General features: G+C 72.9%; 19 protein-coding genes. 6 read left to right on the top strand and 13 right to left on the bottom strand.

The window, feature by feature from the left end; all coding sequences use genetic code 11:
* Positions 1-127 precede the first annotated feature (127 nt).
* Positions 128-784 carry a metal-dependent transcriptional regulator gene (locus tag ACTWO6_RS08870; RefSeq protein WP_446220597.1) on the top strand — a complete coding sequence of 219 codons (657 nt, stop codon included), beginning with the start codon at positions 128-130 and terminating at the stop codon, positions 782-784.
* A 13-nt stretch (positions 785-797) separates the two neighbouring features.
* Here the strand turns inward: ACTWO6_RS08870 and ACTWO6_RS08865 are convergent, their stop codons facing one another.
* From ACTWO6_RS08865 to ACTWO6_RS08850, 4 genes are all read right to left on the bottom strand, one after another.
* Positions 798-1,346, bottom strand: a complete 549-nt coding sequence (locus ACTWO6_RS08865) for a hypothetical protein (RefSeq protein ID WP_446219168.1) — start codon at positions 1,344-1,346, stop codon at positions 798-800.
* 79 nt (positions 1,347-1,425) lie between these two features.
* On the bottom strand, positions 1,426-1,668 hold the full coding sequence (locus ACTWO6_RS08860) for a DUF5522 domain-containing protein (RefSeq protein ID WP_446219167.1): 243 nt from the start codon (positions 1,666-1,668) through the stop codon (positions 1,426-1,428).
* A 101-nt stretch (positions 1,669-1,769) separates the two neighbouring features.
* Positions 1,770-2,708, bottom strand: a complete 939-nt coding sequence (locus ACTWO6_RS08855) for an asparaginase (protein ID WP_446220596.1) — start codon at positions 2,706-2,708, stop codon at positions 1,770-1,772.
* Between the two features lie 35 nt (positions 2,709-2,743).
* A complete protein-coding gene (locus ACTWO6_RS08850) occupies positions 2,744-3,394 on the bottom strand; it encodes a class I SAM-dependent DNA methyltransferase (protein WP_446219166.1) in 651 nt (216 codons plus the stop codon).
* 142 nt (positions 3,395-3,536) lie between these two features.
* Between ACTWO6_RS08850 and ACTWO6_RS08845 the strand changes: the two genes are divergently transcribed.
* A complete protein-coding gene (locus ACTWO6_RS08845; protein ID WP_446219165.1) occupies positions 3,537-4,805 on the top strand; it encodes an MFS transporter in 1,269 nt (422 codons plus the stop codon).
* Positions 4,806-4,838: 33 nt separating this feature from the next.
* On the opposite strand, the gene ACTWO6_RS08840 is transcribed toward ACTWO6_RS08845, so the two are convergent.
* Positions 4,839-5,687 carry a hypothetical protein gene (locus ACTWO6_RS08840; RefSeq protein ID WP_446219164.1) on the bottom strand — a complete coding sequence of 283 codons (849 nt, stop codon included), beginning with the start codon at positions 5,685-5,687 and terminating at the stop codon, positions 4,839-4,841.
* 193 nt (positions 5,688-5,880) lie between these two features.
* Complete coding sequence (locus ACTWO6_RS08835) at positions 5,881-6,816, bottom strand: DUF2332 domain-containing protein (RefSeq protein WP_446219163.1); 936 nt, start codon at positions 6,814-6,816, stop codon at positions 5,881-5,883.
* 146 nt (positions 6,817-6,962) lie between these two features.
* Between ACTWO6_RS08835 and ACTWO6_RS08830 the strand changes: the two genes are divergently transcribed.
* Together ACTWO6_RS08830 and ACTWO6_RS08825 are read left to right on the top strand one after the other, a co-directional pair.
* The gene (locus ACTWO6_RS08830) at positions 6,963-7,304 is read left to right on the top strand and encodes a YciI family protein (RefSeq protein ID WP_446219162.1); all 342 of its coding nucleotides are present in this window, start codon (positions 6,963-6,965) and stop codon (positions 7,302-7,304) included.
* A 65-nt stretch (positions 7,305-7,369) separates the two neighbouring features.
* Positions 7,370-8,563, top strand: a complete 1,194-nt coding sequence (locus ACTWO6_RS08825; RefSeq protein WP_446220595.1) for an RNA polymerase sigma factor — start codon at positions 7,370-7,372, stop codon at positions 8,561-8,563.
* 585 nt (positions 8,564-9,148) lie between these two features.
* Here ACTWO6_RS08825 and ACTWO6_RS08820 read toward each other — a convergent pair.
* Together ACTWO6_RS08820 and nrdR are read right to left on the bottom strand one after the other, a co-directional pair.
* On the bottom strand, positions 9,149-12,040 hold the full coding sequence (locus ACTWO6_RS08820) for a vitamin B12-dependent ribonucleotide reductase (RefSeq protein ID WP_446220594.1): 2,892 nt from the start codon (positions 12,038-12,040) through the stop codon (positions 9,149-9,151).
* Positions 12,041-12,105: 65 nt separating this feature from the next.
* Positions 12,106-12,606 (bottom strand): transcriptional regulator NrdR, encoded by a 501-nt coding sequence (nrdR, locus tag ACTWO6_RS08815; RefSeq protein ID WP_130333182.1) that lies wholly within the window; start codon positions 12,604-12,606, stop codon positions 12,106-12,108.
* Positions 12,607-13,156: 550 nt separating this feature from the next.
* Here nrdR and lexA point away from each other — a divergent pair.
* Positions 13,157-13,939, top strand: coding sequence for a transcriptional repressor LexA (gene lexA, locus ACTWO6_RS08810; protein WP_130333180.1), 783 nt, complete (start codon positions 13,157-13,159; stop codon positions 13,937-13,939).
* Between the two features lie 49 nt (positions 13,940-13,988).
* Here the strand turns inward: lexA and ACTWO6_RS08805 are convergent, their stop codons facing one another.
* Together ACTWO6_RS08805 and hflX are read right to left on the bottom strand one after the other, a co-directional pair.
* Positions 13,989-15,533 (bottom strand): hypothetical protein, encoded by a 1,545-nt coding sequence (locus ACTWO6_RS08805; protein WP_446219161.1) that lies wholly within the window; start codon positions 15,531-15,533, stop codon positions 13,989-13,991.
* Between the two features lie 50 nt (positions 15,534-15,583).
* Positions 15,584-17,047: a GTPase HflX gene (hflX, locus tag ACTWO6_RS08800; protein WP_446219160.1), complete on the bottom strand. Its 1,464-nt coding sequence runs from the start codon at positions 17,045-17,047 to the stop codon at positions 15,584-15,586.
* Positions 17,048-17,243: 196 nt separating this feature from the next.
* On the opposite strand from hflX, the gene ACTWO6_RS08795 reads away from it, so the two are divergent.
* On the top strand, positions 17,244-18,716 hold the full coding sequence (locus ACTWO6_RS08795) for a malic enzyme-like NAD(P)-binding protein (RefSeq protein ID WP_446219159.1): 1,473 nt from the start codon (positions 17,244-17,246) through the stop codon (positions 18,714-18,716).
* 166 nt (positions 18,717-18,882) lie between these two features.
* Here the strand turns inward: ACTWO6_RS08795 and dapF are convergent, their stop codons facing one another.
* The 3 genes from dapF to ACTWO6_RS08780 are packed head-to-tail and all read right to left on the bottom strand — an operon-like array spanning position 18,883 to position 21,411.
* Complete coding sequence (gene dapF / locus ACTWO6_RS08790) at positions 18,883-19,728, bottom strand: diaminopimelate epimerase (protein WP_446219158.1); 846 nt, start codon at positions 19,726-19,728, stop codon at positions 18,883-18,885.
* A 7-nt stretch (positions 19,729-19,735) separates the two neighbouring features.
* Positions 19,736-20,647, bottom strand: coding sequence for a tRNA (adenosine(37)-N6)-dimethylallyltransferase MiaA (miaA, locus tag ACTWO6_RS08785; protein WP_446219157.1), 912 nt, complete (start codon positions 20,645-20,647; stop codon positions 19,736-19,738).
* Positions 20,644-21,411, bottom strand: coding sequence for a class III extradiol dioxygenase subunit B-like domain-containing protein (locus tag ACTWO6_RS08780; RefSeq protein ID WP_446219156.1), 768 nt, complete (start codon positions 21,409-21,411; stop codon positions 20,644-20,646). Before ACTWO6_RS08780 ends, miaA begins: the two co-directional genes overlap by 4 nt.
* Between the last annotated feature and the right edge of the window lie 80 nt (positions 21,412-21,491).

Raw genomic sequence — 21,491 nt, 5'->3', positions numbered from 1 at the left:
CGGTCCAGTCAACACCATCCGGGCAGCGACCTCGCGCTTCGCCGGGGACCGATCGGCGCGCCTCCGGGGTAGCATCGACCACCGGGAGGCCGCTGACGTGAAGCATGACCTGGTCGATACGACCGAAATGTACCTGCGCACCATCCTCGAACTGGAGGAGGAGGGAGTGCCGCCGCTGCGTGCCCGGATCGCCGAGCGGCTGCGGCAGAGCGGTCCCACCGTCAGCCAGACCGTCGCCCGGATGGAGCGGGACGGCCTGCTCACCGTCGAGGGCGACCGGCACCTGTCGCTCACCGGGCTGGGCCGGGGCACCGCCGTCTCGGTGATGCGCAAGCACCGCCTGGCCGAGCTGCTGCTGGTCAACGTGATCGGGATGCCCTACGAGGAGGCCCACGAGGAGGCCTGCCGGTGGGAGCACGTGATGAGCGACGCGGTCGAGAAGCGGGTCTACGACCTGCTCAACCGGCCGACCCGCTCGCCGTACGGCAACCCCATCCCTGGCCTTGAGGAGCTGGGCAGCCCCGAGCAGCCCGAGGCCGAGGGCGCCGAGGCCGAGCGCAACCTGGCGTTCCCGGGCCTCTCCGGCCCGGTCGTGGTCCGGCGGATCTGCGAGAGCGTGCAGACCGACGCGGACGTGCTCCGGCAGCTGCACGCGGCGGGTGTGGACCCGGGCGCCACGGTGACCGTGGCCCAGGAGCGGGACGGCGTGTCGATCGACCGCTCCGGCGACCGGGTCCGGCTGCCCCGCGAGGTGGCCTCCCGGGTGTTCGTCGCCGCTCACTGACGTCCCGGCGGGCTCACATCCGTCGGGTGTCCACCGTCTTCGCCAGGGTGACCAGCTTGCCGGCCACCGCCTCGGCGGCCGCCTTGTCGGCGCCGCGCGGGCAGGTCCAGCTCAGGGTGGCCAGCCGCCCGTCGGTGGCGAGCCAACCCACCTCGGCCGCCGGCCCGGCCTCCGCGGTCTTGGGCAGCGTGCGGCGGTAGGCGACCTGGCCGAGCTTGGTGACCTTCTTCGCCCCGTCGGGCAGGACGTCGAGGGTGAAGGTCGACTTGTCGATCGACGTCTCGGTGACCGTGAGGGTCAGCTCCGGCAGGACGGCCTGCTCGGCCCGGACCACACAGGTGTGGGTGTCCCCCCGCTCGCTGGCCGCCGCCACGTCGAACCGGCCGCCGGTGTGCTTCGCGATCGTCGCGTAGTCGAGCAGCCGGCAGGCGCCACCGGAGGAGGCCGCCGCCACCTCGACGGTCACCGGCTCCGCGGCGGGAACCGCCACCGGCTCGGCCTCCGCGGCGCAGCCGGCGGTCAGCACCACGGCCACCCCGGCGAGCCAGATCCGCCCGTGCACGCTTACCCCTCCTCGCCGGCGGATCCCCGCCGGATGTCCGTCGGACACCGTACGGGGTGCCCCGGTCGGGCGGAAGCCCTCAATCGTCCAGATACGGACAGTGTCGACACCCTCGCCCACAGCAGGTGCCGCGCCGGGCCAGGAAGCCGGCGCTGAGCACGAAGAGCCCGGTCGCCGGGTCGAGGTAGCCGGCCTCCCCAGCCGCCAGGGCGGCGGCGTGGGCGGCCAGGATGCGCGCCCGGTCGGGGTGGTCGGGCGGCAGCCGGTACGGATGCGGCTGGGTCAGCGGCCGGCCCGCCAACGGTCGTCGCTCTCCGGTCACCGAGCGAGTGTAGTGGCCCCCGGACGGCCGCCCGGCCGCCCCTTCGGTGCGCGGAGGCTGTGGAGCTGATGTCGTCGGTGAATCAGCCCCACAGCCGGCGGTCAGCCGTGCCGGGCGAAGGTGGCGGCAATGTCCGCCCGGTCCGCGCCGCCGGCCAGCAGCAGCCGGAGCAGCACCTTCGCCTTGTACGGGTCGAGCAGCCCGCCGTTGATCAGACCGCGCCGTTGCAGGTCGGTCTCCGAACCGACCGCGCCGTACGTGTGTCGCAGCACCGACCCGGCGCCGGTGCGCGAGGTGAGCACCACCGGCATCCGGTCTGCGAGCGCGCCGAGCACCGGGGCGAAGGCCGGCGGCACGTGGCCGACCCCGAAGCCGGCCACCACCAGGCCCTGTCGACCGTCGACGAGCGCGTCGAGCAGCGCCACGTCGTCGTCGAGGGTGACGGTGTGCAGGGCCACCCGGGTGGCGGCCAGCCGGTCCGGGTCCACCGACGCCAGCGGGGCCTGCCGCACCGGCCGGGTCAACAGGCGCACCTCTCCCTCGATCACGTGGCCGAGCGGGCCGGCGTTGGGCGAGGCGAAGGTGGCCGTACTGGTGCTGTGGGTCTTGCGGACGTGCCGGGCGGCGTGGATCTCGTCGTTGACGGCGATCAGGACGCCGAGGTCGCGGGCGGCCGGCGCGGCGGCGACCCGGACGGCGGCGAGCAGGTTCGCCGGGCCGTCCGGGCCGGCGAGGGTCGGGTTGCGCATCGCGCCGGTGAAGACCAGCGGAGCCGGGTGCGGCCAGACCAGGTCGGCCAGGAAGGCGGTCTCCTCCAGGGTGTCGGTGCCCTGGGTGACCACCACGCCGGTCGCCCCGTCGGCCACCGCCGCGCCCGCCTCGGCCACCAGGTCGAGGATCCGGCGGTACGTCAGGTCGGCGCTCGGCACCGCCTGGACGTCCCGCACCTGAAGCGGAAGGTCGGCCAGCCCGGGCACGGCGGCGGCGAGCTCCGCGCCGGTCAACCGGGCGACCACCCCCGTGGGCCCGGCCCCGGCCATCGCGATGGTGCCGCCGAGGGTGAACAGGACGACGCTCACCGGTCGACCCCGTCCGCCCGGACCGCCAGCATCAGCGACTGCGGCCCCTTGTCCCGGCCCTCGCGCTCCCGGTCCAGCCGGGCGTGCACCGCGAACCCGGCCTCGGCGAGCTGTTCGGCGACCCGGTCGGGCGACAGCCAGTGCACGTCGTACGAGACGGTGTGGCCGTACGCCTCCTCGAGGCGGACCAGGCGGTCGCCGGCCTTGAAGGCGAGCAGCAGCCGACCACCCGGGGCGAGCACCCGGTGGAACCCGGCGAACACGCCGGGCAGCAGCGCCGGCGGCACGTGGATGATCGAGTACCAGGCGACGAGACCGGCCAGGGCGCCGCCCGGCAGCGGCAGGTCGGTCATCGAACCGACCGCGAAGCGCAGCCCCGGGTGGTGCCGCCGGGCCACCTCGACCATGCCGGGCGACAGGTCGATCCCGGAGACGTCCAGCCCGAGGTCGCGCAGGTGGGCGGTGATCCGTCCGGTGCCGCAGCCCACCTCGACCACCGGACCCGCTCCGCCGACCTGCTCGGCGAACGCGGCCAGCATCGCCCGGTCCAGCGTCCCCTCCTCCACGTCCGGTATGAGCCGGGCGTAGTCGACGGCGACGGTGTCGTACGCGGCGCGGGTCTCGGACATCCAGTGTGGTTCCGTCATGATCTTCAGACCCTAGTCGGGCCGGGCGCTGCGGACCCGGCCGCCCGGAACGCAATTGCGGTGCCGTCCGTCCGGGCCCAGCGGTAGGGTGCCCGGGCCGCGGCGACCAGCTCGCGGTGTTCGTCGACAGACAGGCCCAGCAGTGACGGCGCACCTCACCCGAAGCGCTCCGGCGACGGCCCGCCCCACGCTCTGGCGCAGCCGGAACTTCCTGCTGCTGTGGAGCGGCCAGACGGTCAGCGAGATCGGCACCCGGGTCTCCGGCGTGGCGGTGCCGCTGCTCGCCGCGGACACCCTCGGCGCCGGCGTCTTCCAGATCTCCCTGCTGACCTTCCTGGCCTGGCTGCCGTACCTGATCTTCTCGCTGCCCGCCGGGATCCTCGCCGACCGGGTCGACCAGCGGCGGCTGATGATCGCGTGCGACCTGGGCCGGGCCGCGCTCCTGCTGTCACTGCCGGTGGTCGCCCTGGTCGGGCACCTCACCCTGGTCTTCCTGTACGTCGTGGTCGGCCTCTCCGGTGTGCTGACCGTCGCCTTCACCGTGGCGTACCGGAGCATGCTGCCCGGCCTCGTGCCGGCGGAGCAGCTCGTCGACGGCAACGCCAAGCTGGTCACCAGCCAGCAGTTCGCCGAGCTGGCCGGGCCGACGCTGAGCGGCGCGCTGATCGCGCTGGTCGGCGCGGCCCGCACGTTCCTCACCACCGGCCTCTCCTTCGCGGTCAGCGCGGTCACGCTGCTGCTCATCCAGGCCACCCCGGACGCCGCGCCGCCGGCCGCCGGGCGGGTGACCGTACGGGCGGCCCTGGGCGAGGGGCTCGGTTTCGTCCGCCGGCAGCCGATCCTGGTGAAGCTGCTCGCCTGCACCACCACGTCGAACTTCTTCGTCATGGCCGCGAGCGCGATCGAGGTGCCGTTCCTGCGCCGGGAGCTGCACGCCTCGCCGCTGGTGATCGGGCTGGTCTTCTCCGCCGGCGCGGTCGGCGGCCTGGTCGCCGGCGCCCTGGCCGAGCGGCTCTCCCGGCGGATCGGCACCGCCCGGATCATCTGGGTGGCGATGGCCGCGCCCGGACCGCTCTACCTGCTCATCCCGCTGGCCCGCCCGGGCTGGGGCGTGCTGCTCTTCGCGGTCGGGTTCGCCGCGTTCTCCGCCAACGCGGTGCTGTTCAACGTGGCGGCGATGTCGTACCGGCAGCGGATCACCCCGGCGCCGCTGCTCGGCCGGGTCAACGCCGCGTTCCTGTGGATCTGCTACGGGGTGATCCCGCTCGGCGCGCTGCTCGGCGGCACGCTCGGCAGTCAGCTCGGGCTGCGGCCGGCGCTCTGGATCTGCGTGCTGGGCATGTGGGGCGCCGCGGTCTTCGTGGTCTGCTCCCCGCTGCGCCGGATGCGTGACTTCCCGGCCGACGCCTGACGTCAGCCGGCGGAACGTCCGTCCGCCGCCGCACTAGCTCCATGCCAGCCTGGCGAGTTCCTGCTTGAACTGCTTCAGCGTCAACGTGCCGCCCTCGGGTGGCTCCAGCCGGAGGGAGTACGTCACCTGCCGTGCCTCCCACCACACCGTCCATGACCCTCCGTCGTTGCCGGTAATGGTGCCTTGGCGCGAGCCGATGGGGAGGGTCGCGACGGCGGCGGGAAGGTCCACTGCGGCGGTGCGCCGCGCGCTCACGCTCAGCACGGAGCCCCCAGGGCCGTTGTAGCCCTGATACCAGGCCTCGTCGGTCGACATCCAGTGTCCGGAGAACGGACTCCACCGCTTGTCCGAGCGCAGGCCCGGCAGATCACGCTCGAAGTAGGTCGGAGGCGTCGACGCGGTGGCGGCGTCGCGGAGGATCCGGTCGCCGAGGGGTTCCCGCAGCGACGCGACGACGGGCACAGCCGAATTGGCGGTGGCGCAGTCGACTGCGTCAATGACTCGAGCCTTCACCGCGACGACCAGCTGACTGTTCTGCTCCGTGATCGTGGCCTGCGGTTGCCGGAGCTCCTTGCACTGTACGTCCGAACCGGTGTACACGGTGATGTCGGTGCCGTTGCTGGCGACCATCGCTGATGCCCATGGCAGCGTGGCGAGCCCGTCCGGGGACGCCGTAGGGGCGGCCGACGGTCGGGGCACCGCCTGCTCGGTCGCGCGTCGACTGAACCAGAGGCCGCCGATGAACGCTGGAACGACGACGACGACAGCTACGGCGACGTTCGTAATTTGCCGACGACGGGACACCCGGGCCGGCAGGGGCCCAACTGGTACCTCGCCGGCATCGGCGGCCCTGCGCTCGCGGAGCCCGTCATCGATCGCCATAGCCGCCTCCGCATTGTGGTGGGACGTGCGGGAACGGATCGTACGGGATCACTCGGCCTATCGAGGCGCACGGTGGCGACGGTCTCGTCGGACAGCCGACCCCGACCCCGCACCCGTGAGCCGGAAGCGAGAATCCGGCTGGACCCGCTCGTCGCGATGGCAGCGAAGCCTCCCGCGGGCAGCGACGGAGAGGCTACGCGAACCAGTCGATCGCCTGTCCGTGTCCTCGGGTCCAGGCCAGCGGCGTCCCGTCCAGCGCGAGCACGTTGAAGAACGCCTCGCCCGGCGGCTGCGGCAGCGCGTCGTGGGGCAGCACGTCCGGGGACTCGTTCGCTATCCAGTGCCCGGGCAGCCCGCGTACCACCTCGGCGAACGCCCGCCGGCGCGGAGCCGGGACCTGGTAGAGCACGGAGGTGTGGAACACCACCAGGGTCGCGCCGGCTGGCGCCCGCGCGACCAGCGCCGGTAGGTCGTCCACCAGGTCGCCGCGCATCAGCACCGGCGGGTCGGCCGCGGCGACGGCCGCCGCGGCCCGCAGTCGGGCGCGGCGGTGCGTGTGCTCCGGCCAGATGAGGGCGTCGAGCCAGGCGACGTCCGCGGGGTCGGTCACGTCGAGCGGGTTCAGGTCCAGGCCGGCCCGCCACACCACCTCGGGTAGCCGGGTCGGCGGTGCCATGCCGGTCGCCGCGCACTCGAGGACCGGTGCACCGGAACCCACCTGGTGGTCGCCGTAGCGGTAGGCGTACCGATCGGGATAAAGGCAGAGCCCGGCGGACGCGCCGACCTCCAACATTGCGAGTGGCTGCGGTAGCGCGGCGAGCACCGGTAGCAGTACGGCACACCGCCCGGCCTCGTTCGTCTGCGTGGCCCGGCTGCGCATCTCCGCCGCGATCGCCGGCCAGTTCGCCACCGCGTAGTCGTGAAACGCGGCGGGGTCCTCTACCGGGCCCCCGAGCAACCGAACGACGCCGAACAGCAGATTCGGCTGCCGCTTGCTCGGGGGCAGCGTGCCGAGCAGGGCGAGCACCTCGTCGTCGCGGGAGACCGCCAGTGCCAGCCGCTCGTACGCGGGTGACACCCCGGGTGCCTCGCGCGTGGCGAACTCGAGGTAGCTCGCGGCGATCGACATGTCCCCATGGTCGCACCGCACTCCGCAGGGCGAGGTCACGCCGATCAAGGTGGGCGGGGCAGAATTTTCCCGGACCGCTGTCGAATCCGGCCGGACCCGCTCGTCGGGATGGCAAGAAGGTGGAACGACAACCTGAGGAGAACCTGATGGCCCAGTACGCAGTCCTGATCTACTCGCCCGCGCCGGCCGACCCCATGGAGATCACGCCCGACTACCTGGCGCTGCTGGAGCGGTACCCGGCCCAGGTCGAGGAGCTGGGCGGGAAGATCGTCACGGGGTTCGCGCTCCAGCCCAGCACCACCGCCACGGCGGTCCGCGGCGACCTCGTCACCGACGGCCCGTTCATCGAGGCCAAGGAGGTGGTCGCCGGGTTCTTCATCCTGGAGGCGCCGGACCTGGACGTCGCCCTGAAGATCGCCAAGCTGAACCCGGCCACCATCGACGGGGGCGTCGAGGTACGGCCGCTGTTCGTCCCCCCGTCCGAGTGAGCAACGCCGGCACGGCCGCGGCCGAACGCGCCGTGGCGGACGCGCACCGTCGCGAGTGGGCCTTCGTGCTCGCCGCGACGGCGCGCGTCGCCGGCGACCTCGACGTCGCCGAGGAGTGCGTGCAGGACGCGTACCTCGCCGCGCTGGACGCCTGGGCGCGGGACGGCGTACCCCACAAGCCCGGCGCCTGGCTGACCGCCACCGCGAAGCGCAAGGCGCTGGACGTCCTGCGCCGGGAGAAGGTGTTCCGGTCGAAGATGCCCCTGCTCGTGGAGCCGGCGGAGGAGGAGGTCGTGGAGGAGCCCGACGAGGACGCGGTGCCCGACGACCGGCTGCGGCTGGTCTTCACCTGCTGCCATCCGGCGCTGGCCCGGGAGGCCCAGGTGGCGCTGACCCTGCGCCTGGTGTGCGGGGTGAGCACCGGCGACATCGCCCGCGCGTTCCTCGTCTCCGAGCCGACCATGGCCGCCCGGGTCACCCGGGCCAAGAAGAAGATCGCGGCGGCCCGGATCCCGTACCGGGTGCCGGAGGCCAGCGAGCTGCCCGAACGGCTGGACGCGGTGCTGACGGTCGTCCACCTGCTCTACACGACCGGGCACACGGCCCCGTCCGGCGCCGACCTGGTCCGCGCGGACCTGGTGGACCGGGCGCTGCACCTGACCCGCATGCTGCTGGCCCTGATGCCCGACGAGCCGGAGGTCCGCGGGCTGCTCGCGCTGCTGCTGCTCACCGACGCCCGCCGGGCCACCCGGACCGACGCGGAGGGGCGGCTGCTGGTGCTGGCGGAGCAGGACCGGTCCGTCTGGGACCGGGCCGTCATCTCCGAGGGCAACCGCCTGGTCGTCGGCGCGTTCCGGACCGGCCGGGTCGGCCGGTACGCCCTCCAGGCCGCGATTGCCTCGCTGCACGCCGTTGCCTCCAGCTACGCCGCCACCGACTGGCCCCAGGTGGTACGCCTCTACGACGAGCTGCTGAAACGCTGGCCCTCGCCGGTCGTCGCGCTCAACCGGGCCGTGGCGGTGTCGATGGCCCACGGCCCCGAGGCCGCCTTGGACGAGGTCGAAGCGCTGGCCCGGGACGACCGGCTGGCCGGATACCACTACCTGCCGGCGATCAGGGCCGACCTGCTGCGCCGGCTCGGGCGGCAGCGGGAGGCGGCGGACGCGTACCGGGCGGCGCTGGACCTGGTGGACAACGACGCCGAGCGGGAGTTCCTCACCGCCCGCCTCGCCGAGGCCGACTCCGGTCGATCGTCGTGAGCCATCCGCCGCCCGCGCCCGGGTGACGAGGGGTCCGCCGTCGGGAGATCTCCTCGAGGTGCTGACGCTGGTGCTGCCGGACCATCTCGTCCCGGCCTCCTGGTCGTAGTCGGGATCCGGCGGGACCCACCGATGCGAGCCGTCGCTGTAGTGGAACCGCTCGTCGCCGCGCCGGATGACGCTCACCGGACCCAGGAACCAACGATCCAGCTGGCCGGCCGGCACCCAGGTCAGGTCCTCGGCGGCCCACACCAGGTACGACCCCATATACAGGGCCATCGACACCGCCGCGCCGTCGAACTCGGCCCGCAACTCCATGCGCCGGGTCTCGCAGGGCCAGGGCGAGCCGCAGCCGCCGCAGCTCCAGATCGGCAGGACCGGGCCGTGTGTCGTCACGGCAGGCTGTCCTGGAAGCGGCGGATGGCAACGCGAGCATGCCAGCAAGAGGCCCATTCCGCCTGATAACAGGGGTACGGACCCAGCCCCGCCCACCACCACCGACCCGACCCGATCCGACACCATGCTCGGCCAAGGCAGCGAGCCCCGGGCGCGGGAACGCCCGGGGCTCGCTGGTGCCGACGTACGTCAGCTGCAGCCGCTGGTGGAGCCGCAGCCCTCGCAGACGTAGCAGCTACCGGCGGGCCGCATCTTCGTACCGCAGGTGAAGCAGAGCGGCGCGTCGGCGGCCTTGCCGAGCACGGCCTCCAGCAGCTCGGTGCTGGAACCGACGGACGGCGCCGGCTTGGCGGCGGCGACCTCCGCGACCTCCTGCGCCGGCTGGGCGACCGCGCCGGTCTTCGGCTCCTCCGGCTTGGTTTCGACCGGGGCGGAGGCGGCCATCGCGGTGAGGTCCGCACCGCTCGCCTCCGCCTCCGCCTCGGCCCGCAGCTGGGCGGCCCGCTCCTTGGCGGTGAAGATGCCCAGCTCCGCGCGGCGCTCGTACGGCAGGAAGTCCAGGGCCAGGCGACGGAAGATGTAGTCCATCACCGAGGCCGCCATCCGCACGTCCGGGTCGTCGGTCATGCCGGCCGGCTCGAAGCGCATGTTGGTGAACTTGCTGACGTACGTCTCCAGCGGGACGCCGTACTGGAGACCGATGGAGATGGCCACCGAGAAGGCGTCCATCACGCCGGCCAGGGTCGAGCCCTGCTTCGACATCTTGAGGAAGACCTCGCCGAGGCCGTCGTCCGGGTAGGACGACGCGGTGAGGTAGCCCTCGGCACCGCCGACGGAGAAGGAGACCGTCTCCGACGGGCGCTTCTTCGGCAGCCGCTTGCGCACCGGCCGGTACTCGACGACCTTCTCCACCACCGGGGCGGCCGGGGCGGCCTCGACGGCCGCCGGCTCGGCGGCCTTGTTGGACTTGGCCACCGAGAGCGGCTGGCCGACCTTGCAGTTGTCCCGGTAGATCGCCAGCGCCTTGAGGCCGAGCTTCCAGCCCTCGAAGTAGATCTTCTCGACGTCCTCGACGGTGGCCGCCTCCGGCATGTTGACCGTCTTGGAGATGGCGCCGGAGACGAACGGCTGGATGGCCGCCATCATCCGCACGTGACCCATCGGGGCGATCGTCCGCTCGCCCATGGCGCAGTCGAATACCGGGTAGTGCTCCGGCTTGAGCCCGGGGGCGTCCACCACGTGGCCGTGGTCGGCGATGTGCTCGACGATCGCCTCGACCTGCTCCTCGGGGTAGCCGAGGCTGCGCAGGGCGCGCGGCACCGTCTGGTTGACGATCTGCATCGAGCCGCCGCCGACCAGCTTCTTGAACTTGACCAGCGCCAGATCCGGCTCCACGCCGGTCGTGTCGCAGTCCATCATGAAGCCGATGGTGCCGGTCGGCGCGAGCACGCTGGCCTGCGAGTTGCGCCAGCCGTTCTTGTCGCCGATCTTGTTGCCGAGGGTCCACTGCTTCGTGGCCTCCCGCTGGATGGCGGTGGCCACGGTGCCGGCCGGCTTGATCTCGTCGTTGGCCGCGGCGTGCTTGCGCATGACCCGCTTGTGCGGCTCCGCGTTGCGGGCGTAGCCGTCGTACGGGCCGACGACGCCGGCCAGCTCGGCCGAGCGGCGGTAGGCGGTGCCGGTCATCAGCGAGGTGATCGCCGCGGCGACCGAGCGGCCCTGCTCCGAGTCGTACGGCAGGCCGGAGGCCATCAGCAGGGCGCCCAGGTTGGCGTAGCCGATGCCGAGCTGCCGGTAGGCCCGGGAGGTCTCGCCGATCTTCTCGGTCGGGAAGTCGGCGAAGCAGATCGAGATGTCCATCGCGGTGATGACGAACTCGACCGACCGGACGAACTTCTCCACCTCGAAGCCGCCGTCGGCGCGGAGGAACTTCATCAGGTTGAGCGAGGCCAGGTTGCACGAGGAGTTGTCCAGGTGCAGGTACTCCGAGCACGGGTTCGACGCGGTGATCCGGCCGGTCTCCGGGCAGGTGTGCCAGTCGTTGATGGTGTCGTCGTACTGCAGACCGGGGTCGGCGCACTCCCAGGCGGCCTGGGAGATGCTGCGGAACAGCTTCTTGGCGTCGACCGTCTCGATGGTCTGCCCGTCGAGCCGGCCGCGCAGGTCGAAGCCGCCGCCGTTCTCCACCGCGGTCATGAACTCGTCGGAGACCCGGACCGAGTTGTTGGCGTTCTGGTACTGCACGCTGACGATGTCCGCGCCGCCCAGGTCCATGTCGAAGCCGGCGTCGCGCAGCGCACGGATCTTGTCCTCCTCGCGCGCCTTGGTGACCACGAACTCCTGGATGTCCGGGTGGTCCACGTCGAGGATGACCATCTTGGCCGCGCGCCGGGTGGCGCCGCCGGACTTGATGGTGCCGGCCGAGGCGTCCGCGCCGCGCATGAAGCTGACCGGGCCGGAGGCGTTGCCGCCGGAGGAGAGCAGCTCGCGGGAGGAACGGATCCGGGACAGGTTGACGCCGGAGCCGGAGCCGCCCTTGAAGATCAGCCCCTCCTCCTTGTACCAGTCGAGGATGGAGTCCATCGAGTCGTCGACGCTCAGGATGAAGCAGGCGCTGACCTGCTGCGGCGACGGCGTGCCCACGTTGAACCAGACCGGCGAGTTGAAGCTGAACACCTGGTGCAGCAGCATCCAGGTCAGCTCGTGCGCGAAGATCTCCGCGTCCGCCGGGGTGGCGAAGTAGCCGTGCTCCGCACCGGCCTTGCGGTAGGTGGTGACCACCCGGTCGATCAGCTGCTTGAGCGACCACTCCCGCTCCGGGGTCCCCACCGCGCCCCGGAAGTACTTGGTGGTCACGATGTTGGCCGCGTTGACGCTCCAGGACTCGGGGAACTCCACCCCGCGCTGCTCGAAGTTGATCGAGCCGTCCCGCCAGTTCGTCATCACGACGTCGCGGCGCTCCCACGCCACCTCGTCGTACGGGTGGACCCCCTCGGTCGTCCACACCCGCTCGACCTTCAGCCCCGCCGGCGCACCGGCCCGGGTCCGCGACTTGCTTGCTGTCACGCCGTCCCCCGCCATCTCATCCGCCCCCTCGTCTGCGCGGTCACCCACCGCGCATCGTCGCTGTCAGAAATCCGAAAAACTCAAGTGGTACGGCCGGCGGCCTCGGCCGGCTCGGCCCCGGCGCCCTCCCGGGCGATTGCGGCGGCCCGTAGCGTCTCGATCTCGCGCTCGAAGTCGGCGAGCGAGTCGAAGGACCGGTAGACGCTGGCGAAGCGCAGGTAGGCCACCTCGTCCAGGTCGCGCAGCGGCCCCAGGATGGCCAGCCCGACCTCGTGGCTCGGGAGCTCGGCGGCCCCCTTGGCCCGGACGGTCTCCTCGACCTTCTGCGCCAGCAGCGCGATCGAGTCGTCGTCGACCGGCCGGCCCTGGCACGCCTTGCGCACCCCGCCGATGATCTTCGTACGGCTGAACGGCTCGGTCACCCCGCTGCGCTTGACCACCGCGAGCACCGCCTCCTCGACGGTGGTGAACCGCTTGCCGCACTCCGGGCAGGAGCGCCGCCGCCGGATGAGCTGGCCGTCGTCGGCCTCCCGCGAGTCGACGACCCGGGAGTCGGCGTACCGGCAGTACGGACACCGCATCGCCTGACCTCCTTCATCGATCCGCGGGCGCACCGACGCGCTCCCGGGCACGCCGTCACCCGCGGCGAGACCATCGTCGGATGGCCGCCGCCGGGGTCGGCGGTACGGGAGTGCGGTCGGTAGCCGAACCCAACCTGTAGGCGACTTACGCCCGTGTGACTACTACATCTAGGGGTCGACCGTATGTCGTCGCCCAGGCGAGGTCAAGTTGGCCGGCGTGTCCGGCGCGTCATCAGAATCACTCACCCGCCCCACCTCCCCCGAGGGTCGCCGAAAGCCCAACGGGCGACTCCCGCCACGGTGACGCTCAGTTGTTTCATCGAACACGCGTTCGAAGTCGACGTATCATTTATCAGAACAGGCGTTCGGAATTCTCGGATTTCGCCCCGACACGCCGACAAGAGGTCGTACAGATGTTTGAAAATGGCCGATCTCACCTATACGGTCAACAACGACCGGGCGCGGCGTGTCGCCTCCGGCCGGTCGGCAGCACCATCAGCGCGCACCACGAGCCGCCAAGGCACCCAGCGCCGACCAGGGAGGGACGGACGTGACCGAGGACCGGGCCAGCCGGCAGAAGAACCCGCAGCCGATCGACGGGGCGGGTCCGCCGGCGACCCGACGGCCCCGCGCCGCGCGCAGCCGGACGGGCCAGCCCGCCGTGCGCCCGGTCACGCCGGTGGTCAGCAGCTTCCCCGACCCCGCCACCGTCGACCTCACCGCCCGGCAGCGCCGGATCCTGGAGTTCATCCGCACCTGGGTGGAGCGCCACGGCTACCCGCCGAGCGTGCGCGAGATCGGCGAGGCGGTCGGCCTGGTCTCCCCGTCCAGCGTCGCCTACCAGCTCAAGGAGCTGGAGAAGAAGGGCTTCCTGCGCCGCGACCCGAACCGGCCCCGGGCGGTCGACGTCCGCGCCCCCAGCGACGCCGACGACGAGTTGAGCCGCGCACAGCGGCCCACCCCGGCGTACGTGCCGATGCTGGGCCGGATCGCCGCCGGTGGCCCGATCCTCGCCGAGCAGGCGGTGGAGGACATCTTCCCGCTCCCCCGCGAGCTGGTGGGTGAGGGCGAGGTCTTCATGCTCCAGGTCAAGGGCGACTCGATGCTCGACGCGGCGATCTGCGACGGCGACTGGGTGGTGGTCCGGCAGCAGCCGACCGCCGAGGCCGGCGACATCGTGGCGGCCATGCTCGACGGCGAGGCGACCGTGAAGACCTACCGGCGGCGCGACGGCCACGTCTGGCTGATGCCGCAGAACCCGGCCTTCGAGCCGATCCCCGGCGACGACGCCACCATCATGGGTCGCGTCGTCGCGGTGCTGCGCCGGATCTGACGCCCGTCCCGGGTGACCGCCGCACGGCGGTCACCCGGTGAGGCGTCGCTCAGTAACGGTCGCCGCGGTACTCGCGGCCGCCGGGCACCTGCCCGTACTGGCCCCGGCCGTCGTCGTAGCCGTTGCGGCGGCCCGCGCGCGGCTCACGGTAGTCCGGGTCTCGCCGGGGCGGCTCGGCCCGGCCACCGCCGTACACGCCTCCGCCCTGCGGTGCACCGCCGTAGACCCCGCCGCCCTGCGGGCGACCGCCACCGCCGCCGTAGACACCGCCGCCCTGCGGACGGCCGCCCTCCGCGGGACGCCCGCCGCCGTACACCCCGCCCGAGGCGGGTCGGCCCGGCGCGCCGTTCACCGGCCCGGCACCGTAGCCGCCGCCGTACACGCCGCCGGGCGGACCGTCCTCGGCACGGCGGTCGTCGAAGCCACCACTCAGCGGGGTTCCGTCCCGGTCCGGCCCGTCCGCCCGGTCGGTCGCCGGTGCGGGCCGGCGCCGAGCCCGGAGGATGCCGAAGATGCCCGCGCCGACCAGCAGGGCGCCGAGCACGCCGACCGCCGCGATCAGGTACGTGATCTCGTCCAGGCTCAGCCCCTCGACCCAGGACTTCTCGGCGGCCGGCTTGGCCACCCCACCGGCCGTCGGCAGCGCCTCGATCCCCTTTGTCGACGGGACGTAGCTGAGGATGTCGATCGGGTCCTCGGGGGCGAGCTGACCACCGTCGGAGACCGTGACGAAGGACTTACCGTCCGGGGTGTAGGAGATCGCCTCGCCGAACGGGTCGGTCAGCGGGGTGACCCGGGGGGTGCCCTTGGTCAGGGCACCCACGATGTCACCGCCGGTCACGTCGTACTCGAAGGCGTCCGCGTACGTCCGCAGCACCACCTTCTTGCCGTCGGGCGAGCGGGCCGCGCCGGTGACCAGGAGCCGGCCGGTCGGGCCCAGCTTGTTGTCCGTGGTGGTCTTGGGGAGCGCGACGTCGCCGACCTTCCGCATCGGCACCGGGTCGGTGTCGCCGGTCTTCAACGCGGCCGCCGGAGTGAAGATCTCCGACTTGCCGGAGAGCTCCTTGGTGATGATCAGCGGCTTGTTGTCGTCGCCGATCAGCAGCGCCTCGGCGTCGTGCGGCTTCTTCTCCGGGTACGCCAGCCGGTGCAGCACCGGCTGCTTCGACCCGTTGACCGGCATGTGCCAGACCGCGACCCGCTCCCGGCGCGACTTGCTGGTGATGTTGTCGCCGGTGTCGGCGATCCAGAGGGTCTTACGGTCCGGCGAGAGCGCCAGGTCCTCGGTGTCGAACGGCCCGGCCCCGGAGTAGCGGACCGGGTCCTTCGCGATCTTGCACTTGGTGTCCAGGTAGAAGACCCGCTTGCGGCTGTCCTGGTCGCTGCTGTCGTTGATGACGATGTAGCCGCTGCTCGTGGCCACCAGGCCGGAGAGCTCCTTCAGCCGATCGTCCTCGACGGTGCACTTCTTCTTGCCGGGGGCCGCGGCCTGCACGGGGGCCGCGGCGGGACCTGCCAGGGCGATCCCGGCGGGCGCCACGGTTGCGCCGAGCAGGCCGAGCGCAACCGTGACCGAGGAGACAACGTGCCGCATGGAGCCCAGTGTCGCATGCCCGGTTACCCGGGTGGGTGACACCGGAGGCCTCATCGGCCGGCGCCGACCCGCTCCTCCTCGAGGAGCCGCTCGCCGGCGCGGAACGGCACCAGCTCGGCGGCGAGCGCCTCGCCCACCCGCACGTGCAGCAGCGTCCCCTCCGGGAGGTGGGAGGTGCTCAGCACCTCGCCCTGCCGGTGCAGCCGGGCCACCAGGTCACCCCGGTCGTAGGGGACCACCGCGTGCACCTCCACCGCCGGGCGGGGCAGCCGCTCCTCGATCGCCTCGCGCAGCCCGTCGACCCCCCGCCCGCTGTGGGCGGAGACGAAGACCGCATCCGGCCAGAGCCGCTTGAGCCGCAGCAGCGTCTCCTCGTCGGCGGCGTCGGTCTTGTTGACCACCAGCAGCTCGGGCAGCCGGTCAGCGCCCACCTCGGCGAGCACCTCGCGGACCGCCCGGACCTGCTCCTCCGGGTCCGGGTGGGTGCCGTCCACCACGTGCACCACCAGGTCGGAGTCGGCGACCTCCTCCAGCGTCGAGCGGAACGCCTCGACGATCTGGTGCGGCAGGTGCCGGACGAAGCCGACCGTGTCGGAGAGGGTGTAGAGCCGCCCGTCGGAGGTGGTGGCCTTGCGGGTGGTCGGGTCGAGGGTGGCGAAGAGCGCGTTCTCGACCAGCACACCCGCCCCGGTCAGGCGGTTGAGCAGGCTGGACTTGCCGGCGTTGGTGTAGCCGGCGATGGCGACCGAGGGCACCGCGTTGCGGGACCGACGGGCGCGCTTGGTCTGGCGTACCGTCTTCATGCCCTTGATCTCGCGGCGCAGCCGCGCGATGCGGTGCCGGATCCGGCGCCGGTCGGTCTCGAGCTTGGTCTCACCGGGACCGCGCAGGCCCACGCCGCCGCCGGCGCCGCCGCCGCGGCCGGAACCACCGGTCTGCCGGGAGAGCGTCTCACCCCAACCGCGCAGCCGCGGGAGCAGGTATTCGAGCTGGGCCAGCTCGACCTGCGCCTTACCTTCCTTGCTCTTGGCGTGCTGGGCGAAGATGTCGAGGATCAGCGCCGTCCGGTCGACCACCTTGACCTTGGTGCGCTGCTCCAGGTTGCGCAGCTGGGACGGGGAGAGCTCACCGTCGCAGATCACCGTGTCGGCGCCGGTGGAGAGCACCACCGCGCCGAGGTCGTCGACCTTGCCCCGGCCGACGTAGGTCGCCGGATCCGGCCGGTTACGCCGCTGGATCAGCCCCTCGAGCACCTGCGAACCGGCCGTCTCGGCCAGCGCCGCCAGCTCGGTGAGGCTGTTCTCCGCGTCGCCCTGCGTGCCCTCGGTCCAGACGCCCACCAGGACGACCCGCTCCAGCCGCAGCTGGCGGTACTCGACCTCGGTGATGTCGGTGAGCTCGGTCGAGAGGCCGGGGACCCGCCGCAACGCCTGCCGCTCCGACAGCTCGAACTCACCGGTGGTGGCGTCGAGCTCGTCGTCTTCGAAGGGAACGTAGGTCTCCTGGTCTCGCAAACTGATCTCCTGTCCGTTCTGTCTGCTACCGAGCGGTTTCGCGCGTGTACCGGTCATCCTGACATGTGGCAACGCGCGACGCACCTGCTATATGCCCGTGGCGCACGTCCCCAAAGGCGGGGCCGGATGCCGGGCGACCTGGGTGGGCGGGTAGAAATGCGGAGCGAGCCGCTCAGCGTCGACGGAGGGATTTTCCGTGGCCATCACCCGACTTCCGAGTGCAGGATTCTCGATCACTATCCGGATCGCGGTGACCGCGGACGCCTCCTCGATCGGCCGACTGACCACCGCGGTGGGCGAGGCCGGCGCGATCGTCACCGCGCTCGACGTGGTCGACTCCGATCCGACCAGCGTGATCGTCGACCTCACCTGCGACACCGCCGACGCCAGCCACGCCGACCAGGTGGTCGACGCGCTGACCGCGCTCGACGGCGTGGACGTCCGCAAGGTCTCCGACCGGACGTTCCTGCTGCACCTGGGCGGCAAGATCGAGGTCAACTCCAAGGTCTCGCTGCGCACCCGCGACGACCTGTCCCGTGCGTACACCCCGGGCGTGGCCCGGGTCTGCATGGCGATCGCCGAGAACCCGGCCGACGCCCGCCGGCTGACCATCAAGCGCAACACGGTCGCCGTGGTCAGTGACGGCTCGGCCGTGCTCGGCCTGGGCAACCTCGGGCCGGCCGCGTCGCTGCCGGTGATGGAGGGCAAGGCGGCGCTGTTCAAGCGCTTCGGCGGGGTGGACGCCTGGCCGGTGGTGCTGGACACCCAGGACACCGACGAGATCGTGGCGATCGTCAAGGCGATCGCACCCGCGTACGGCGGGATCAACCTGGAGGACATCGCCGCGCCGCGCTGCTTCGAGATCGAGGCCCGGCTGCGCGAGGCGCTGGACATCCCGGTCTTCCACGACGACCAGCACGGCACCGCGATCTGCGTGCTGGCCGCGCTGACCAACGCGCTGCGCGTCGTGGGCAAGCAGCTCGCGGACGTCCGGGTCGTGGTCTCCGGGGCCGGCGCGGCCGGCACCGCGATCATCAAGCTGCTGCTGCGCCAGGGCGTGGGCGACATCATCGCGTACGACCGGCAGGGCGCCCTGCACCGCGGCCTGCCCGACCTCAACCCGGCCTGGCAGTGGCTGGCGGAGCACACCAACAAGGAGAGCTACTCCGGCGACCTGCCGGGGGCAATCCGGGGCGCGGACGTCTTCATCGGGGTCAGCGCGCCGAACCTGCTCACCGGCGACGACATCGCCACGATGGCCAAGGACGCGATCGTCTTCGCGCTGGCCAACCCGGACCCGGAGGTCGACCCGCGGGAGGCGCGCAAGCACGCCGCCGTCGTCGCCACCGGCCGCTCCGACCAGCCGAACCAGATCAACAACGTGCTCGCCTTCCCGGGCGTCTTCCGCGGCATGCTGGACGCGCACGCCGAGGAGTTCACCGAGGAGATGGCGATCGCGGCGGCCCGGGCCATCGCGGACGTGGTCGGCGAGGAAAAGATCAACCCGACGGTGATCGTGCCGAGCGTCTTCGACTCGCGGGTGGCCCCGGCGGTCGCCGCCGCGGTCCGCGCCGCCGCCCAGAACCCGGCGACCACCCCGCCCCCGGCCGCCGACCCGGGCCCGACCGACCTCCCGGAGATCGCCGCCAACGCCAGCGCCACCCCCTGATCCCACCTCCGGGTGCGTTTCTCGTCGCCCTGGCGGCAGGAAACGCACCCGAACCCGCACCGCCGGCGCCGCCGCTTCCGCCAATGCCGCCCGCAACTCCCGGCGGATGACCGACCGCGGGTGGTGGGTGCCGGCGGGTGGAGGCGGACCGGGCGGGCCGGCGGCCTCAGCCGAGCAGGGCCCCCGGGGTGAGCTCACCGGTGGCGACCAGGACCGCCGGGCCCGACAGCCAGCAGGAGTCCTCGGTCACCGTGACCGTGAGGCGTCCGCCGGACACATCGACCGCGACCGCGCCGGTGTCCAGGCCCGTGTCCCGCAGGGCCACCGCCGCCACCGCGCAGGCGCCCGTGCCGCAGGAGAGCGTCTCCGCCGAGCCGCGCTCGTAGACCCGCATCAGCACGTGCCCGGCGGTGCCGCCCACCGGCTCCCCCGGGACGGTGAACTCGACGTTCACCCCGGCCGGGAAGACCGCCGGGTCGACGTCCGGCGCGCGGGTCAGGTCGAGCCCCGCCAGGTCCAGCCCCGCCGGCAGGGCGCAGACCAGGTGCGGGTTGCCGACGTCCACCGCGGCGCCGGGCAGGGTCAGCCCGCCCAGGGTGGCGGTGGCGGTGGCGTACAGCAGGGGGCGGCGCATCTCCACGGCGATGGCCTCACCCTCGACCCGCGCGCGCACGACGCCGGCCCGGGTGGCCACCGGCAGCGCCGCGCCGGACGGCGTGGCCAGGCCGGTCTCCAGCAGGTACCGGACGAAGACCCGGGCCCCGTTGCCGCACATCTCGGCGAACGAGCCGTCGGAGTTCCAGTAGTCCATGAACCACTCGGCGTCGCCCGCCAGGGCGGCGCCCTCCGGGTGCTTGGCGGCCCGCACGACGCGCAGCACGCCGTCCGCGCCAATCCCGCGCCGCCGGTCGCAGATCGCCGCGACCAGCCCCGGGGTGAGGTCGAGCGCGCCGTCCGGGTCGGGCAGGATCACGAAGTCGTTGCCGGTGCCGTGGCCCTTGGTGAACTCCACGCCCCCATCATCCCCGATGGTCGGCGACCAGCCGCAGCGCAGTCTCGACAAACGCCGGTGACGCCGAGTCCAGCCAGTGGATGCGCGGGTCGCGCCGGAACCAGGACCGCTGCCGCCGGACGAAGCGGCGGGTGGCCCGGATTGTCTCGTCGTGCGCCTCCACCTCGGTCAGCTCCCCGGCGAGGAACCGCAGCACCTGCTGGTAGCCGAGCGCCCGGCTGGCCGTACGCCCCTCGGGCAGGCCCTGACCGACCAGCGTCTGGGTCTCGGCGACCAGGCCGTCGGCCCACATCCGGTCCACCCGCAGCGCGATCCGCTCGTCCAGCAGGGCGGTGTCCAGGTCGACGCCGAGCTGCACGGAGGGGTAGTACGGCGTCGGCTCGGGCAGCGAGGCGGTGAACGGCGCGCCGGTCAGCTCGATCACCTCCAGCGCGCGGACGATCCGCCGGCCGTTGCCGGGCAGGATGCCGGCCGCCGCGGCCGGGTCGGCCTCGGTCAGCCGGGCGTACAGCGGGGCCGGGCCGACCGCCGCCAGCTCCGCCTCCAGCCGGGCCCGCACCGCCGGGTCGGTGCCGGGGAACTCGAACTGCTCCAGCACCGCCCGCACGTACAGCCCCGACCCGCCGACCAGCAGCGGCACCTTCCCCCGGGCCAGGATGTCGTCGACCGCCGCGCGGGCCAGCCGCTGGTACTCGGCGACGCTGGCCGGCTCGGTGACGTCCCAGATGTCCAGCAGGTGGTGCGGCACGCCCTCCCGCTCGGCCGGGGTCAGCTTCGCGGTGCCGATGTCCATGCCCCGGTAGAGCTGCATCGAGTCGGCGTTGACCACCTCGCCGTCGAGCGCGTGCGCCAGGGCGATGCTCAGCGCCGACTTGCCGGCTGCGGTCGGCCCGACCACGGCCACGACCGTGCCCCTCACGCCGGCGCCAAGTTCGCCACGAAGTAGGAGACGCCGTAGGGCGCGGCGGCGTAGCTCAGCTCACCGCGCCAGGCGCCGCCCGCCGCGCGGACCGCGCCGGCCAGCACCTGCCAGGGCGCCCACCCGGCGACCTTCAGCTCCGCCGAGAGCACCGGGTCCAGGCCGAGCAGGGCGTCGGGGTCCGCGTCGGCCAGGGCCTTGGCCACCCCCTCGTCGTACGCCTCGGCGCGCGGGTCGTCGTAGCCGGGGGCCTGCCGCCCCCGGCACGCCGACCCGTCCCCCATCACCAGCAGCGCCACCCGGGGGCGGTACTCGTGCACCTGGTCGACGAAGCCGCCCAGCTCCCCGGCCGTCGCCTCCGGGCTGACCTGGGCGCCGACCACGCGCACACCGACCCGGTGCTGATGGAGCAGCCACGCCCCGACGGTGAGGCTCAGCGGCAGCGCCGCCCCGCCGTCGGGCAGCGCCGGCACGAGCGGGACGGTCAGATCGAGACCCCAGGGGCGCAGCGAGCCGGCGGCGGGCGGGATGATCCAGCCCGTCGTCGGGCCGGAGCCGAGCACGACCACGCAGTCCGGTCCGGCGGCGAGGAGCCGGGTGACGGCCCCGGCGGCGGCGGCGCGGAGGTCGTCCAGCTCGGGCGCGGCGGCGCCGGCCAGCTCGGGCACGATCAGCGGCGGGTGGGGGCAGACGGCGGCGGCGACCAGAGGCACGCCCTCACCGTAGCGGGATCCCCCGGTGCGTCCCCGCGCCGATCCGGTCATTCGAGCGGTAGGACACCGTATGGTCACGGTCGACGACAGGCGCTCGACGCGGACGGGGTCGGACCTGTGACAATGCCCGG

Source organism: Micromonospora sp. IBHARD004 (assembly GCF_052814115.1).
This window is presented reverse-complemented; position numbering and strand designations above follow the sequence as displayed.

Coding starts and splice junctions, on each gene's coding strand:
- ACTWO6_RS08780 (WP_446219156.1), bottom strand. CDS start 21,411: ATGACCGGATCGGCGCGGGGACGCACCGGGGGATCCCGCTACGGTGAG.
- ACTWO6_RS08840 (WP_446219164.1), bottom strand. CDS start 5,687: ATGGCGATCGATGACGGGCTCCGCGAGCGCAGGGCCGCCGATGCCGGC.
- nrdR (WP_130333182.1), bottom strand. CDS start 12,606: ATGCGGTGTCCGTACTGCCGGTACGCCGACTCCCGGGTCGTCGACTCG.
- ACTWO6_RS08835 (WP_446219163.1), bottom strand. CDS start 6,816: ATGTCGATCGCCGCGAGCTACCTCGAGTTCGCCACGCGCGAGGCACCC.
- ACTWO6_RS08830 (WP_446219162.1), top strand. CDS start 6,963: ATGGCCCAGTACGCAGTCCTGATCTACTCGCCCGCGCCGGCCGACCCC.
- ACTWO6_RS08805 (WP_446219161.1), bottom strand. CDS start 15,533: ATGCGGCACGTTGTCTCCTCGGTCACGGTTGCGCTCGGCCTGCTCGGC.
- ACTWO6_RS08820 (WP_446220594.1), bottom strand. CDS start 12,040: ATGGCGGGGGACGGCGTGACAGCAAGCAAGTCGCGGACCCGGGCCGGT.
- ACTWO6_RS08870 (WP_446220597.1), top strand. CDS start 128: ATGTACCTGCGCACCATCCTCGAACTGGAGGAGGAGGGAGTGCCGCCG.
- ACTWO6_RS08850 (WP_446219166.1), bottom strand. CDS start 3,394: ATGACGGAACCACACTGGATGTCCGAGACCCGCGCCGCGTACGACACC.
- ACTWO6_RS08855 (WP_446220596.1), bottom strand. CDS start 2,708: ATGGCCGGGGCCGGGCCCACGGGGGTGGTCGCCCGGTTGACCGGCGCG.